A 15,542-nucleotide genomic window follows, 5' to 3' on the forward strand; every position below is an offset into this window, starting at 1 on the left:
GGGGCGGTGGTCCACCTACATTTCCAGGCTGCGGAATGTAGGTGGACCACCGCTCCGGTGAGGCGTACGTCGCGTGTCTCAGATGTCGCTGGCGAGGGCGTCGTCGCGCTCGTCCTCGGAGCTCTCCTCCGAGTCCGGCTCCTCGTCGTCACCGTCGTAGTGGAGGAACTTGATGGCGCCCTCGACGTCGCCGTCGAAGCCGACCCTGCCCTTCTCGAGGACGATGGCGCGGTCGCACATCTTCTTGACCGAGCCCGCGGAGTGGCTGACGTAGAACATCGTGATGCCGGACTCGCGGATCTCCTTCATGCGCTTGAGGCACTTGCGCTTGAAGGGTCGGTCCCCCACCGCGAGCACCTCGTCGGCGATGAAGATGTCGCAGTCGACGTGGACCGCCACGGAGAAGCCGAGCCGGGCGAACATGCCGGAGGAGTAGTTGCCCACCGGGGTGTCGAGGAAGCGGCCGACGTCGGCGAAGGCGGCGATGTCGTCGAACTTGGAGTCGGTCTCGTCCTTCGACATCCCGAGCATCGCGGCGTTCATGTAGATGTTGTCGCGGCCGGTGAGCTCGTTGTGGAAGCCGGCGCCGGTGGCGATCAGCCCGGAGATCCGGCCGCGGGTCAGCACCTGGCCCTCGTCGGGGCGCATCACGCCGCTGACGAGCTTGAGGAGGGTCGACTTGCCGGAGCCGTTGAGGCCCATCAGGCCGATGGACTCGCCCTGCTGGACCTCGAAGGACACCCCGTCGAGCGCCTTGAAGACGTCGCTGGTCTTCTGGCCCCGCATCTTGCTCTGCAGGACCTTCTTCAGGGTCGGGTGCGCCTGGTAGCGGAACGTCTTGGAGACGTTGTCGACGACGATCGAGGTGGTGCTCATCAGAGGCGCTCCGGGACGGTCTTCTCGAGACGGGAGAAGATGAACTGGCCGGCAGCCAGCACGACCACGCCGATGGCGAGCATGACGAAGCCGCGCGGGAAGAGGTCGCTGACGAACTCCGGCAGCGGTGCGCCGGTCTGGGGGTTGACCGCGCAGGCCGGCTCGCAGGTGGGGTACCAGAAGCCGCGCTGGATCAGCATGACGGCCACGGCGACCGGGTTGGCGACGTAGACGTCGTGGTACTTCAGCGGGATCCGGTCGCCGTCGGCGATGAGGTGGTAGGCGTACATCATCGGCACGCTGAACGGCACCAGGTTGATGAAGGTCTGCACGATGCGCTGGAAGTCGCGGAAGATCACGTTGATGCACGAGAACATCAGCCCGAACGCCGTGCCCCAGACCATGATGATGAGGAAACCCAGCAGGGCCGCCCCCATGCCGACCGCGTCGGGCACCCACATCGGCCCGTCGCCCCACCAGCCGGACGCCAGGCAGGCGAGCAGCAGGATGATCAGCTGCGGGATCGTGTGCCACAGGGAGACGAGCATCGACGCCACGGGGAACATCTCCCGCGGCATCGCCATCTTGGCGATCACGCCCTTGTTGGACAGCAGGGAGCGGGTGCCGGCGGTGACGGACTCGGTGAAGTAGTTGACGAGCACCATCCCGGCGAACAGGTGGATGGCGAAGTTCTCCAGGCCCATGCCGCGCCCGAGCAGCAGGCCGAAGACGAAGTAGAACGTCAGGAACCGGGTGAACGGGTTGATGTAGGACCAGGCCAGGCCGAAGGCGGTGCCGGCGTAGCGCGCACGGATCTCCCGGCGCACCATCAGCCGCAGCAGGTAGCGGCGGCGGAAGACCTCGAAGACGCCGGACGTGCGCGAGGGCGGGGCCAGCGGCACGTGCGCCAGGTCGTGCCGGACCTCGACCGGGCGCGGGTCCGGCGTCGCCTCAGGACTGGCGGCGCTCACGCATCGCCGTCCTGGGACTCGTCGCCCGTCCACGGCGCGAACGTCTTCTCCCACGACTCCGGCGAGGTGATGTCGCCGAGCGCGTCGCGGTACTGCTGGGCCAGCTGGGGCCACTCGCGGTGGAAGCGGCGGTGGATCTCGATGGTCCGCTTGAGGAGGTCGCGGTAGTGCTCGGGGTCGCGCTTGTAGAGCGCGACCGAGCTGCCGTCGTTCATCGAGACCACGGCCGAGTCGTACTTCACGAGGTTCCACCACTTGGCGTCCATCGCGGTCAGCTCGGTCTCGGGGTACTCCCCCGACATCTCGCGCACCGGGCGGAGCTGGCGCAGCGGCGCGAGGGCCGCGGCGACGAGGGTGGACTTCCGACCCGGGATCTCGATGTCGGACTTGCCCTTCTTCGGCGGCTTCTTGCGGCGCACCGGGGGCAGGTCGTCGCGGTCGGCGAGCAGCTGGGCGTCGGACCACTGCTTGCGGAAGGCGTTGATGTCGGCCAGCTTGGTCGACAGCTCGCCGTGCAGCGCGTGCGGACCGCGCAGCACGTCCTCCATCGCCAGGTGCCGCAGCTCGGCGGTGGAGTACTGCAGCGAGGCCAGGTGCTTGACCTGGTGGTTGAAGCTCTCGCGCACCATCCGGCCGCCGCGCTCGTAGGGCGAGTGCAGCAGCGCCGCGATGATGCGGTTGCGGTGGTGGAAGTACGACTGCCAGTCGAGGCCGTCGTTCTTGTCGGTCCACGGCACGTGCCACACGGCGGCGCCTGGGAAGGACACGGTCGGGTAGCCCGCCTGCTTGGCGCGCAGGCCGAACTCGGAGTCGTCCCACTTGATGAAGACGGGCAGCGACAGGCCGACCTCCTCGAGCACCACGCGCGGGATCAGGCACATGAACCAGCCGTTGAAGTCGACGTCGGCGCGCTTGTGCAGCCACCGCGAGGAGCGCAGGTTGCGGGCGCCGAAGTCCCACTGGGAGTAGCCGTCCAGGCGGGTCTGCCACCAGAAGCGCCACGGCTGGACGATCTCGCCGAAGGAGTGCAGCTCGGCACGGCTGTAGAGGTTGAACATGTGGCCACCGACGATGGTCGGCCGCTTGGCCAGGTCGCCGAAGGTGACCGCGCGGATGATGCCCTCGGGCTCGCAGACGACGTCGTCGTCCATCATCATCGCGTACGTCGCGGTGCCCTTGCGCACGCTCTCGAGCTGCCCGCGGGCGTAGCCGCCCGAGCCGCCGAGGTTGCCCTGCACGAGGACGCGGAGCTTGTCGCCGAGGCCCGCCTTCGCCGCCGGGAAGTGCTGGCTGTCGGTGACCTTGTCCTTGCCCTGGTCCATCACGAACACGGTGTCGAGGTAGGGCTGCAGCTCCTCGGCCGCGCCGAGCTGACCGAGCAGCTGGGCGCTCATGTCGGGCAGCATCGTGGTGATGCAGACGTCGACGGTGCCGTGCTCGGCGCGGTCGGCCGGGACCTGGGCGGTCCACTCGGCGCCCTCGACGGTCGCGCCGTGGTCACCGGCGACGACGTCGTACCAGTACCAGCCGCCGTCGACGAAGGGCTTGAGGGTGAGGTCGAAGGTGAAGGTGCCCGAGTCGCCCTCAACGGTCGCGGCCGCGACGCGCTGGGAGTGCCCGCGGGCCATCGACTTGTAGACCGTCACGACCGACCCGGGGCCGGTGACCGACACGGTCAGCTCGATGTCGGTGACCACCGTGTGCCGACGCCAGTACGACGCCGGGAAGGCGTTGAAGTAGGTGCCGAAGGACAGCAGCTGCGAGGGCTCGAGCCGGAGCGCGGTGCGCGAGCGGATCTGGTCGGGGTGCAGCTTGCGGCCGGTCGAGGTCGACTGGCGGATCGCCGCGTTGTTGAGGTCCTTGGCCGCCTTGTCGCCGCCCACCGCGTCGCGGTCGGTGTCGAGCTTGGCCTCCTCGAGGTCGACGTAGAGCGGGAAGACGTCGGTGTCCCGGTCGATCGGGAGGATCTGCCGCTGGAGCAGCCGGGTGACGCTCGACGTGTCGGTGGTGGTGGCGCTCATGCCTCGATGCCTCCGCTGGTCAGCTCGGCGCCCTCGGTGAAGTGCGGCTTGAGCTTGTTGTCGTACATGGACAGGGCCGAGCCGATGGCCATGTGCATGTCGAGGTACTTGTAGGTGCCCAGGCGGCCGCCGAAGAGCACCATGGGCTCGGCCTTGGCGAGCTCGCGGTACTTCAGCAGCTTGGCGCGGTCGTCGGCCGTGTTCACCGGGTAGTAGGGCTCGTCGCCCTCCTCGGCGAACCGGCTGTACTCGTGCACGATCACGCTCTTGCCCGGCAGGTGCGTCTTCTCCCGCTCGGGGTGGAAGTGCTTGAACTCGATGATGCGGGTGAAGGGGACGTCCTGGTCGTTGTAGTTGACGACGCCGGTGCCCTGGAAGTCGTCGGTGTCGACGACGCTCTCCTCGAGGTCGACGGTGCGCCACGACAGGCGGCCCTCGGAGTTGTGGAAGTACTCGTCGACGGGGCCGGTGTAGACGATCGGGACCTTGCCCTTGTAGTCGTCGGCGACCTCGAAGAAGTCGGTGTCGAGACGGACCTCGATGTTGGGGTGGTCGGCCATCTTCGTCAGCCACGCGGTGTAGCCGTCGACCGGCAGGCCCTCGTATGTGTCGCTGAACCAGCCGTTCTGGAAGGTGTAGCGCACCGGGAGACGGGTGATGATGTCCGCGCTCAGCTCGGTGGGATCGGTCTGCCACTGCTTGGCGGTGTAGCCCTTGATGAAGGCCTCGTAGAGCGGGCGGCCGATCAGGCTGATCGCCTTCTCCTCCAGGTTGGAGGCGTCCTCGGTCGCGATCTCGCTGGACTGCTCGGCGATGAGCGCACGCGCCTCGTCGGGGGTGTGCGACTTGCCGAAGAACTGGTTGATCAGCGAGAGGTTCATCGGCAGGGAGTAGACCTGCCCCTGGTACTTGCCGAAGACCCGGTGCTTGTAGTCGGTGAACTCGGTGAACCGGTTGACGTACTCCCACACCCGCTCGTTGGAGGTGTGGAAGAGGTGGGCGCCGTACTTGTGCACCTCGACGTTCGTCTCGGGGTCGCGCTCGGAGTACGCGTTGCCGCCGAGGTGGTGGCGGCGCTCGAGGATGAGCACGCGCAGGCCCAGCTCCTCGGCGCAGCGTTCGGCGATGGTGAGGCCGAAGAGGCCGGCGCCGACGATGACGAGGTCGGGAAGGTCGGGTGAGCCCTGGGACAAGGGAGGAACTCCTGTGGTTGAGAGGCTTGTCGAGTCTAGCGAGGGGGTCGGGCCGGATCGGAGAGGCGGCGCATGCCCCGCGCCGAGGCCATGGCGCGGATCACGTTGCGGGCCTCGGCCCGCCCGCCGCGGACCGGGCTGAGCAGCACCACGGCCAGCGTGATCAGCCACGGCTTGAGCCGGACGAGGGCGTTCTCCCCGTGGCGCAGGTGCACCACGAAGAGGTTGCGGTACATGTAGAAGCCCTTCCAGCCCGACAGGTCGTGCTGCTGGTTGAAGTCGAGCTGGCGCACCAGCACGGCGTCGCGCACGGCCATGATCCGGTGGCCGGCGCGCCGGGCGCGGACGGCGTACTCGGCGTCGTCGTAGAAGATGAAGAAGGCGGGGTCGGGGAAGCCGATCTCCGCGATGACCGGGCGACGTGCCATGAAGCCCTCGAAGGCGACGTTCTGCACCTCCACGAGCGCCGGCATCGACGCCCGGTCGGCGTAGACGGTGTCGACCGCGGCGCGCTTCGGGTGGATCGCGAGCGGGTTGTGCAGGTCGAAGTCGATCGCGGCCTTCTCGACCAGGGCCCCCGAGAGGTCCTCGCGTACGGCGATGAGGCAGTCCTCGTCCACCGCCATGAGCGCCTCGAGGCAGCCGGGGGCGGGCACCACGTCGTCGTCGACCAGCCACAGCCGGTCCCACCCGGCGTCGTACGCCGCTCGCACGCCGGCGTGGAAGCCGCCCGCGCCGCCGAGGTTGTCCTGGGTGATCACGTGGAGCGGCAGGTCGGTGCGCGCGCCGAGCACCTCGGCGGTGTGGTCGGCGCTGGCGTTGTCGACCACGACGACCGCGTCGGGGCGCCGGGTCTGGGCGGCCAGCCCGTCGAGCAGGCGCGAGAGCAGGTCGGCGCGGTTGTGGGTGACGACGACGACCGCGACGGTCTCCCGCCCGTCCTGTCCCGTCATCCGAGGAACCTCCGGTGCCCGTCGAAGTCGCCGGCGATGCCGGCACGCATGGCGCTGAGGCTCAGCCGCAGCCGCGACAGGCTGGGCCGGGTGAAGGTGTAGAACCACGCGGTCTTCACCACGAAGGCCGTCGCGTGCAGCGGGCCCTTGTAGTCGCGGAGGTTGACCAGGTTGTTGCGGGCCATGCAGTAGTGCTTGAGGTCGCTGGGCGAGTCGTTGTAGGTGGTGCGGCCGAACATCATCGGCGTGCCGAGGTTGCCCACGCTGGGGTGCCGCACGGTCGCGGTGACCACGGTGGCGACGCGAGCGCCGGCCTCCTCAGCGCGCAGGCGGTACTCGTGGTCGTCGCCCCAGATGAAGAACTCCTCGCGCGGGAGCCCGATCCGGTCGACCAGCTCCTTGGTCACGAGCACGCCGTTGAACGGGATGACGATCCCGTCGATGCGGTCGGCCTTCGCGACCCGGCGTACGTCCTCGACGGCGTGCACGACGCGGGTGCCGCCCGGGATGCGGATGGGGAACACCAGCCGGTCGGGGTCGGCCTCGTCGACGACGAGCGGACCCCAGAAGTCGAGGTTGTCGGTCTCCTCCAGCAGTCGCTCGAGGCAGTCGACGTCGGGCAGGCCGTCGTCGTCCATCAGCCAGACGAGGTCGGCGCCGCGGTCGATGGCCCAGGCCAGCCCGTCGTGGAAGCCGCCCGCGCCACCGCGGTTGGTCGGCAGGCTGCGGCCCCGGAGCCCGACCTCGCCCGTGTGGGACCGGCCGGCGAGCCACTCCCCCGTGCCGTCGGACGAGGCGTTGTCGACGACGAGGACCTCGGCCAGGCCCTCGATCTCACCGAGCCGGTCCACGAGCTTCTCGAGCAGGCCGAGCCGGTTGAAGGTGACCACGACCGCCACGATGCGAGGCAGGGGTCCGGTCGTCACGGCGTACACACTAGGGGCCCGGTGGACACCCTCAGCAAACCGCGCCCAGGTCCTCCGACTCGTTGGCTGCGTAGCCCTCCGACATCGAGCCGAGCGAGCCACCGGTGACCGACGGCGCGGTCGGCGGCGCGGGCGTGGCGCCCTTGCCCTTGCCGCCGCCCTTGGTGGCGGCGGGCGCCTCGGTGGTGGTGCCGGCGTCGGACTCGGTCTCGGGCGCCGCCTCCACAGTCTCCGTCTCCGGCTTCACGCCCTCGGCCTTCGCGATCGCCGCGGCCACCTTCTCGTGCACCAGCGCGATGTCGGGGTTCGCCGTGTTGATCATCGGGGGCACGAGGGAGAGCGTGGCGATCTTCTGGCCCTTGGCCTTGAGGGCCAGGTCGACGAAGCGGTCGACCTCGCCGCGCGGGATGTCGGTGGAGACCATCGCCGAGCTCGCCTTGGCGATCTTCTGGAAGTTGGTCACCGCGGTCTGCGGGCTCACCTGCTGGAGCATCGCGCTCATCACGCACTTCTGGCGCGCCATGCGGGAGTAGTCGTCGGAGTCGTAGCGGGCCCGCGCGAACCAGAGCGTGTCGACGCCGCTGAGCGTGCGCGTGCCGGGCTCGATGTAGTGGAAGTAGGAGTCGCTCGGCAGGCCGACCGGGATCTTCTGCCGGACGTTGAGCTCCACGCCGCCGACCGCGTCGACGAGGTCCTTGAAGCCCTGGAGGTTGACCATCGCCCAGTAGTTCATCTTCAGGCCGGTGATGCCCTCGACACCCTCGATCGTGGCGTCGACGCCGGGGTTCTTCGACCCCTTGAACAAGGAGGCGTGGTCGAGCGCCCATGTGGCGAGGCCGTTGAGGTACATCCCCTCCTCGTCGAAGCCGTCGGGGAACTGCTCGTGCATCACCGAGCCCTCGGGGAACGGGAAGTTCTGCATGTTCCGCGGCAGCGAGATCAGCACCGTCTTGCCGGTCTCGGCGTCGATGCTGGCCACCGTCATCGAGTCGGGGCGCAGGCCCCAGCGGCCGGCGCCGGAGTCGCCGCCCATGAGCAGCACGTTGTAGCGGCCGTGGTGGGCGCCGACGGCCGAGCCGTCGCCGAACATCGTGATCATGAACTGGCGCTGCACGCCGACCATGTGCGCGCCGAAGAGCAGCGCGCCGGCGACGCTGAAGCAGAGGAAGCCGTTGACGCCGACGATCGCGAGCCGGTGCTGGCGCTGAAGGGTCAGCGGCTGGCCGAGGCGCCAGGCGTCGACGAACAGGTAGGCCCAGCCGATGGCGAGCGCCATCAGGCCCAGCCGCAGGACCTGCAGGAGCGTGGTGTTGGTGCCGGCCCAGAACGCGACCCCGTGCCAGAAGTACGACGCCACCAGCGCGACCAGGCCGATGACCACCAGCGCGAACCAGGTCCGGAGCGCGATCCGTCCCACCCGGCGGTTGCCGGAGACCAGCTGGGCCGAGCCCGGCAGCACGAAGGTCATCAGCATCAGGCTCACCGCCCGACGGAACCGGACGCGCTGCGCACGGTCGAGCGTGGTGAACCGCGGCTGGCGCGACCCGGAGGGCGGGACGGGCGGCATCGGGAGGCCTCTCTGCTGGGGGAAGTCAGCTCGCCCAGTATCACCAGTCACACCCGTCACATCGGGTCGCGACGCGCCGTGACGGTCCGGGTCAGGCCTCGCGGCCCTGGTCGATCTCGGCCTTGCGGGCGAGCCGGTGCGCGCGGCGGATCTCGGCCTCGCGCTGACGGCGTACGTCACCGGGCGTCTCGGTCTCCAGCGGCGGCACGGGCCGCGGCTTCCCGTCGTCGTCGATGGCGACGAACACGAAGTAGGCGCTGGCGACGTGCACCGGCTCGTCGCCGGCGTTGCCCCACGGCTGCGCCTCGACGCGCACCCCGATCTCCATCGAGGACGTGCCGGCCCAGTTCACCTGGGCGTAGGTCTTGATGATGTCGCCGACGTGGACCGGCGCCAGGAAGGTCATCTCGTCCATCGCCGCAGTCACGGCAGGACCGCCGCTGTGGCGGTGCGCGACCGCGCCCGCGGTGGAGTCGGCGAGCTTCATGATCTCCCCGCCGTGCACGTTGCCGAGGAGGTTGGCCTCGCTCGAGTGGGCCATGATGCCCAGGCTCACCCGGCTGTACGACGTGGGTCGGGGTGCGCTCTCGGTCATGCTCGGCACGGTAGCGTCCCTTCTCATGGCTGATCGTCCGCAGGGCTCCGGGATGCCCGAGAAGGGAACACCGGAGTACGACTGGCTCTACGGGAGCCAGTCGCAGTCCCCGTCGAGCGACGTCACGCGGCAGGTGCCCGCCCAGGGCGCCGACCGCCCCGACGAGACGCGCGTGATGCCGGTGGCCCGGCGCGAGGCCCGCGGCTCGGGCGGCCAGCCTCCGGGTCGCACCCGCACCGCGGCCAGCGCCCCGCCGCCGAAGCCGAAGAAGCGCCGCTGGCGCCCGCGCCTGCGGCTCGGGCTGATCCCGCTGCTCCTCCTGCTCATCGTGGTCTGGCTCGTCGCCGTCCCCCTCTACTTCTGGACCAAGATCGACAAGGTCGACGCGCAGCCCAGCGGCGACCGACCCGGCGACCAGCCCGGCACCAACTACCTGATCGTCGGCTCCGACAAGGCCGACGACCTCACCGACGAGCAGCGCGAGGTGCTCGACACCCCCGAGCGGGGTGGCACCAACACCGACACGATCATCGTGCTCCACACCGGCTCGGGCGGACGCACGATGATGTCGATCCCCCGCGACACCCTCGTCGAGGTGCCCGACGGCGGGACCCAGATGATCAACGCCGCCTTCGCCAGCGGCGGGGCCCCGCTGCTGGTCCAGCGGGTGGAGGCGCTGACCGGCATCCACATCGACCACTACGTCGAGCTCGGCTTCGGCAGCGTGATCAACACCGTCGACGCCTTCGGCGGCGTGGAGATCTGCCCCAAGCAGGACATGAAGGACCCGCTGGCCCGCCTCGACATCAAGAAGGGCTGCCAGGAGGTCGACGGCCTCACCGCGCTGGCGTACTCCCGGTCCCGGCACGTGACGGCGCTCAGCGACCTCGACCGCGTCGCCCGCCAGCGTGAGGTGATCAGCGCGCTGGGCAGCGAGGCCAAGACGCCGTGGACCTTCGTGAACCCGGTGCGCTACTGGAAGCTCAACAAGGCCGCCTCCGGCGCGATCCGCGTCGACGAGGAGATGAACCCGCTCGACCTCGGCCGGTTCGCGCTCGCCATGACCGGCGACAGCCAGACCTGCACCATGCCCAACTTGTCGGCGCCCAGCGACCCCAACCGGATCATCGCCGACCCGGACCGCGCTCCGGCCCTCTTCAACGCGATCATCGAGGACACGACGGTGCCCAAGGCCGCCTGTACGCCGACGGGGCGTGCGCGAAGCTGAACCCTCCGGTCCCGCGTGCGCGGGGTGAGGGGCGGGCGCGGGCTGGCGCTGCGAGGTGGCGCTGCGAAGCGCCCACTATGTCGCACGTCCTTCCTTTCGCTGGCGTGCCGGGCGGCTGCGCTGCTCGTGCGAGTGTCTTCGTCCGCTCCGAGCGCTCCGGCGGTCTCGGCTGATTTCAGTACGTAACATGCGGTCTGTGTCTGACTTCTGGCTCGACTTAGGATTTCGCGCGAACCCCTACGCGGTAAGGGCGCTCGCTCCTACCGCCGACGGTCGCCGTCTCCTCGTTGGACGTGACGACGAACTCGCCGCCCTAACAAAGCGGGTCCGGAATAGCGACCTCCACCCCGTGTTGGAGGGACAGAACGGAGTTGGCAAGACCAGCCTCGTCGCGGTTGCTGCGTATGTAATGTCTCAGGACTTCAAGGAAGGAAGATCCCAGCAGCTCTTCTTGCCCTTGGGCGAGCCTTTGCAGATGAAGGACGACGGCTCGGAGTTGATCCGAGACGTCTACTTTGCGATCGCGCAGGCATTCATTGCCCATCACGATGACCTCCGGGCCGCGGGGCGCAGGGTCCCGAGAGTCGATGACCTTGAGACATGGCTAAATGCGCCAACTTATCGATCGAGCAAGGGCGGCGGAGTCAGCACGCCCCTTGGGGGCGGTTACGCCACTACGGGAACGGGCCTGAACACGGGATCGGCGTTCACGGACTCCGGCTTCCAAACGATGCTCCGTCGAGCTTTGCAGGAAGCATTTCCCGGTAACAGTGGTGGATTTGTCGGGACGCTGGACAACCTTGAGCTCCTCGACACGTCATCCAGCGCCCGCCGTGTACTAGAGGAGATTCGGGATCCCGTTCTCCAGTTGCCGGGACTGCGCTGGGTACTATGCGGCGCTCGTGGAATCGCTCGCAGTTTGGCGAACACTCCTCGACTTAACGGCGTGCTAGCCGACCCGGTCGACCTCCTTCCGGTTGAGCGCCGCTACATCGAGTCGTTGATTGATGCCCGGGTACACGTGTTTTCCGTCGACGAGAGCGGTCGGGCTAACACGCCCGTGAATGCCGACGGCTTCGGCTACATCTACGACGTGAGCAACGAGAACCTGCGGGATACATTTGGGTACGCGCAGGACTTCGCGCTCGACCACGATCCAGCGTTCTTCTTGGACTCATCGCCGGCTGAAATTGAGAACTCGCTGATGGCTTGGGTCGACAACCTTGCCGAGAAGTCAGCGCGAGACGTTCGGCTACAGGGGCGGATGTGGCGACTCTTGGAGGACCTGGCGACCGCCGGTGGGACCGCGGCTCCTGGAGACCATGACGCGTACGGCTTCAACGACCGGACCCATATGCGAAAGAACGTCGTGGAGCTCGAGCGATTCGACCTAGCGATAAGCAGCCGTGACGAAGTTGATGGACGCCGGCGATCAATCTCGCTCACATCGAAGGGCTGGCTAGTCCACTTCGCCAAGAAGCGAGACCTTCTTGGTCAAGGCGCCCTCGACCTCTCGATGACCAATGAGTCACCGGAGGTGTGACTGTCACGCCAGGGCATCCATCGCCGGGAAGCGCGACTGGTCGCGCTCCACATGCGCCATCGCAGACGAGGATTCGATGAAGTCATGAGACGCCCTCGTCGCGAGACGCCGAGCGCGATGGGTGCTGACATGCGAGAGCTGAGTTCTCATAGGGTCGCGCCATGACGAATCGAGACCGCCACTCAAACTGGCTCGACGCCCACTGGAGGTCAGCCTTCTTGGTGTTCGTCGGCGTGGTGGTGGGTGCTGCCGTCGGATGGTGGTTAGGCAGTTGGACCTCGTGCGGCAACGCATGCGAGCCGCGAGTATCCGCGATTGAAGCGGTCGGCACCTGGGTCGGTGGACTCGGCACAGTGGGTGCAGTCGGGTTCGCAGTGATTGCCTTCCGAGCGGAGGAGCGAGAACGTCGCGCGGCTGAGGTACAGCGACGCGACGACGAGCGCATCGAGCGTGAACGGCTGGAAGAGTCGGCCCGGCTCGAGCGCGTGCGGCTTGAACAAGAAGAAGCGGCGGCGTTCAAGCGAGACGAGAAGATGGCAGCCCTAGTCACAATTGAGTGCAAGTGGGGGTCGACAACGGACACCACTTCGATGAGATTCGATTCATCAAGTTCAACGGCGCTAGTGAGAGTCCCGCCTACAACGTTGATGCGGTGCACGATCGGTTCGGTCCCTTGGGCAAGCGCACTCACACGCTCGAGGCCGGAGGGACCGACCAAACCGAGCTCCGCGGTAGGGAACTGACGACGAATCCCATTCCGGTGCCAACTGACTTAGCCGCTTGGCAGCGTGACGAAGCAGATCAAGTAACGCTCACGTTCACCTTTCGTGGCCGACGATGGCAACGCCGGGGTTCAGGAGCCGTCGGACACGTCGAAGACGTCGAGGTGTAGCGACGGAGTAGGAACGATTCCGCGTCGGGCGCGGTTCCGTTGTGAGGGCCTGTACCTCTCAAGCGCGAAATTCGCCGCCTGTAGAGGACGCCTGCAACGTCCTAACCTGCCGAGATGCGGTTGACCGGGCTCGGGACATCCCGCGCAACCGCAACCCGACGGATCATCTTCGGAATCGAGCTCGGGTGGATGCCGGGGGCTCGCTGCCTCACGATCGGTGTTCCAGTCAGACATACCGGTCGGCACCAGCGCTCCGCCTAACTCGACGTGAGCTCAGCCGACCTTGATGATCCGAGAGGTGGAGCCGGTGTGGCTACTCGACCCGTCGGTAAGCGCACGAACCCGGACCTTCTTGCCAGAGTGGCGAGCCTTCGCGACGACGCGGCCGCTGTCGTTCGTCGAGGTTTTCGTGAGCGTCTTCCACGAGCCGCCACGTCGCACCTGGAGTCGCACGTCCGCGTATGCGGTTCCGAAGTAGCCATTGGGACGTTCGTCCGTGCTTGTGATTGCGAACCGCACGACCTGGCCCTTTTCGGGCTTCTTGGGCGTGGCCTTGATGCTGGTGCGTGTCATCGGGAGCCGGAAGGTGACGGAGCTGCTCAGAACTGAGATCGGGATGTAGTCCGAGCTTGAGTTGCGCGTCTCCCCAGTGCCGCGAATGGTGTAGGTGCCAGGCAGGTTCGGTGAGTTGCAGATCTGCATCGTGTCCACGCCCGACGCCGCCTCGCCGTAGAGGTAGGTCGACGCGGCAATGTTTCCGTCGGGTCCGATGAGTTCGAGATCCATGTTCCAGTAGGGGCCATACCCTGCCGGCAGGGAGGCAGCGTAGGAGAAGCCGTAATCGCCACAGGTGTCGTAAAGGACCCCGCCGACCATACTCACACGGACCTCATTCGCGGCGTGCGCGGGAGACGTAAGCGCGCCGGTGACAACGAGGGCGGCGACAAGAGCGAGGGCACTGCGGATCTTCATGACCGGACCGTATGTCGGGTTTTGACGGCTGTCAGCAGATCGCGCGTGCCTTCTCGCGTCCCAAGACTCTCGTCGACTGTGTCTTCCACGGGACGGGCTCGTAGTCCTTCCCCAGCGACGAGTAGCGGCACTCGATGCACTCGCGACCCGCGTCAGTCCGCCGCGATTGCCCGCCTCCACAGTTCGATGAACGCTTGTGCTTCGAACAGGTGTTCGATAGCATGAGGCATGTCGATCACCCGCTCCCTCGCCCAGCCGCACCGCCCGGCTGACGAGGCGCCCGCAAGCCAGATCCTGGGTCTGGCCACGCAGGCCTTGCGTGCGCGTCGGCTGGCGGAGGTCGAGGAGCTGCGGCTGGCGATCCAGTGGGCGGTCATCCACGGCCACCCACGCGACGACCGCGACCCCATGGTCACCCCCGGCGGTGACGGCACCCCCTCGGTGCGTGAGCACGCGATCCCCGAGCTCGCGATGGCACGCGAGACCCATCCCGCGACGACCCGGGCGCTGATCGCCGACGGGCTCGACCTGACCCACCGACTGCCCTTGACGTGGGCGGTCGTCGAGGCCGGCGACTGCGAGCCCTGGGTCGCACGCAAGGTCGCCGTCATCTCCCGCGCACTGCTCACCGACCAGGTGGTGAAGGTCGACCGCGCGGTCGCCAAGGCCATCGCCGGGCACGCACCCTCCACCGTCCTCGAGATCGCCCGCGCCAAGGTCATCGAGGCCGACCCCGAGACCCACCGCGCCGAACAGGAGCGGTCCCGCCACCAGCGCTACGTGTCACTGTCACGCTCCGACGAGCTCGGCTACCGCCACCTCATCGCCCGCGTCACCGCCGGCGACGCCGCCTGGCTCGACGCCATGCTCGACCGCATCGCCGACATCCTCGCCACCACCATGGGCGCCGACCACAACCACGACGAGCTCCGCTCGATCGCGATGGGCTGGCTCGCCCGCCCCGCCGACCTCCTCAAGCTCCTCCTCGACCACACCGACACCGACCACACCGACACCGACCACACCGACGACGAGCACACCGACACCGACCACACCGACGACGAGCACACCGACACCGACCACACCGACGACGAGCACACCGAGACGGACGAGCACGAGGGGCGGCCCGCCTGGGTGCCCGAGCACCTCGCCGACACCCTCGACAAGCTCGCCGCCATCCCGGCCCGGCGGCTCGCCAAGATGCGCGGCCGCGGGCGCCTGTTCGTCCACCTCACCGACGACGCGCTCCGCACCGGCACCGGCGTCGCGCGCATCGAGGGCCTCGGCCCCATCGACGTACGCCAGCTGGCCGAGGTCCTCGGCCACGCCGATGTGACCGTCACACCGGTCCTCGACCTGCGGATGCGACGCCGGGTCGACGCCTACGAGCACCCCGAGGTCATCAAGGACCACGTCTGGACCCAGACCGGCGGCGACTGCTTCCCCTACACCCCCCGCACCGCCACCCGCGACAACGTCGACTACGACCACGCCATCCCCTACGACGACACCGGACCACCCGGCCAGACCGGCCCCCACAACTCCGGCCCCCTCCGCCGCCGCCACCACCGCACCAAGACCCACGGCGGCCTCACCACCCGCGTCGTCGGCCCCGGCCGACACCTCTGGCAGACCCCACACGGGCAGGCATTCCTCGTCGACCACACCGGCACGACACGACTCACCGGAGACCAGGCACAAGCGATGGCCGACGCCATCGACGACGGCGTCGAGCTCTACTTCACCTGACCCACCCGTTCCTCAGCAGAACTCGGCCGCGCATCTCCCTTGCCCGGCCGGATTCG

The 15,542-nt window shown here is 68.1% G+C and carries 12 protein-coding genes; 3 read left to right on the plus strand and 9 right to left on the minus strand.

What is annotated here, in order from left to right:
• Positions 1–78: 78 nt before the first annotated feature.
• From ACE3QY_RS20525 to ACE3QY_RS20560, 8 genes are all read right to left on the minus strand, one after another.
• On the minus strand, positions 79–876 hold the full coding sequence (locus ACE3QY_RS20525) for an ABC transporter ATP-binding protein (protein WP_374457918.1): 798 nt from the start codon (positions 874–876) through the stop codon (positions 79–81).
• Positions 876–1,847, minus strand: a complete 972-nt coding sequence (locus tag ACE3QY_RS20530; protein WP_374457919.1) for an ABC transporter permease — start codon at positions 1,845–1,847, stop codon at positions 876–878. The genes ACE3QY_RS20525 and ACE3QY_RS20530 overlap by 1 nt, the downstream gene beginning before the upstream one ends.
• A complete protein-coding gene (locus ACE3QY_RS20535) occupies positions 1,844–3,868 on the minus strand; it encodes a glycosyltransferase (RefSeq protein WP_374457920.1) in 2,025 nt (674 codons plus the stop codon). The genes ACE3QY_RS20530 and ACE3QY_RS20535 overlap by 4 nt, the downstream gene beginning before the upstream one ends.
• Positions 3,865–5,061 (minus strand): UDP-galactopyranose mutase, encoded by a 1,197-nt coding sequence (gene glf / locus ACE3QY_RS20540; RefSeq protein WP_374457921.1) that lies wholly within the window; start codon positions 5,059–5,061, stop codon positions 3,865–3,867. The genes ACE3QY_RS20535 and glf overlap by 4 nt, the downstream gene beginning before the upstream one ends.
• A gap of 35 nt (positions 5,062–5,096) precedes the next feature.
• Positions 5,097–6,014 carry a glycosyltransferase family 2 protein gene (locus ACE3QY_RS20545; protein WP_374457922.1) on the minus strand — a complete coding sequence of 306 codons (918 nt, stop codon included), beginning with the start codon at positions 6,012–6,014 and terminating at the stop codon, positions 5,097–5,099.
• Positions 6,011–6,940: a glycosyltransferase family 2 protein gene (locus tag ACE3QY_RS20550; protein ID WP_374457923.1), complete on the minus strand. Its 930-nt coding sequence runs from the start codon at positions 6,938–6,940 to the stop codon at positions 6,011–6,013. Before ACE3QY_RS20550 ends, ACE3QY_RS20545 begins: the two co-directional genes overlap by 4 nt.
• Before the next feature lie 31 nt (positions 6,941–6,971).
• On the minus strand, positions 6,972–8,507 hold the full coding sequence (locus ACE3QY_RS20555; RefSeq protein WP_374457924.1) for an LCP family protein: 1,536 nt from the start codon (positions 8,505–8,507) through the stop codon (positions 6,972–6,974).
• 91 nt (positions 8,508–8,598) lie between these two features.
• Complete coding sequence (locus ACE3QY_RS20560) at positions 8,599–9,102, minus strand: acyl-CoA thioesterase (RefSeq protein ID WP_374457925.1); 504 nt, start codon at positions 9,100–9,102, stop codon at positions 8,599–8,601.
• Between the two features lie 25 nt (positions 9,103–9,127).
• Between ACE3QY_RS20560 and ACE3QY_RS20565 the strand changes: the two genes are divergently transcribed.
• Both ACE3QY_RS20565 and ACE3QY_RS20570 read left to right on the plus strand, forming a co-directional pair.
• Complete coding sequence (locus ACE3QY_RS20565; protein WP_374457926.1) at positions 9,128–10,330, plus strand: LCP family protein; 1,203 nt, start codon at positions 9,128–9,130, stop codon at positions 10,328–10,330.
• Positions 10,331–10,526: 196 nt separating this feature from the next.
• The gene (locus ACE3QY_RS20570) at positions 10,527–11,873 is read left to right on the plus strand and encodes a hypothetical protein (RefSeq protein WP_374457927.1); all 1,347 of its coding nucleotides are present in this window, start codon (positions 10,527–10,529) and stop codon (positions 11,871–11,873) included.
• 1,165 nt (positions 11,874–13,038) lie between these two features.
• Here the strand turns inward: ACE3QY_RS20570 and ACE3QY_RS20575 are convergent.
• A complete protein-coding gene (locus tag ACE3QY_RS20575; protein WP_374457928.1) occupies positions 13,039–13,737 on the minus strand; it encodes a hypothetical protein in 699 nt (232 codons plus the stop codon).
• Between the two features lie 228 nt (positions 13,738–13,965).
• On the opposite strand from ACE3QY_RS20575, the gene ACE3QY_RS20580 reads away from it, so the two are divergent.
• Positions 13,966–15,486 (plus strand): hypothetical protein, encoded by a 1,521-nt coding sequence (locus ACE3QY_RS20580; protein ID WP_374457929.1) that lies wholly within the window; start codon positions 13,966–13,968, stop codon positions 15,484–15,486.
• Positions 15,487–15,542 lie beyond the last annotated feature (56 nt).

The sequence above is a fragment of the Nocardioides sp. genome (genome assembly GCF_041913365.1).
Lineage (GTDB): Bacteria > Actinomycetota > Actinomycetes > Propionibacteriales > Nocardioidaceae > Nocardioides.

Excerpts from the sequence above, each read along its gene's own strand:
- ACE3QY_RS20525 (WP_374457918.1), bottom strand. The coding sequence starts at position 876 with ATGAGCACCACCTCGATCGTCGTCGACAACGTCTCCAAGACGTTCCGC.
- ACE3QY_RS20545 (WP_374457922.1), bottom strand. The coding sequence starts at position 6,014 with ATGACGGGACAGGACGGGCGGGAGACCGTCGCGGTCGTCGTCGTCACC.
- ACE3QY_RS20580 (WP_374457929.1), top strand. The coding sequence starts at position 13,966 with ATGTCGATCACCCGCTCCCTCGCCCAGCCGCACCGCCCGGCTGACGAG.
- ACE3QY_RS20565 (WP_374457926.1), top strand. The coding sequence starts at position 9,128 with ATGGCTGATCGTCCGCAGGGCTCCGGGATGCCCGAGAAGGGAACACCG.
- ACE3QY_RS20535 (WP_374457920.1), bottom strand. The coding sequence starts at position 3,868 with ATGAGCGCCACCACCACCGACACGTCGAGCGTCACCCGGCTGCTCCAG.
- ACE3QY_RS20555 (WP_374457924.1), bottom strand. The coding sequence starts at position 8,507 with ATGCCGCCCGTCCCGCCCTCCGGGTCGCGCCAGCCGCGGTTCACCACG.
- ACE3QY_RS20560 (WP_374457925.1), bottom strand. The coding sequence starts at position 9,102 with ATGACCGAGAGCGCACCCCGACCCACGTCGTACAGCCGGGTGAGCCTG.
- ACE3QY_RS20575 (WP_374457928.1), bottom strand. The coding sequence starts at position 13,737 with ATGAAGATCCGCAGTGCCCTCGCTCTTGTCGCCGCCCTCGTTGTCACC.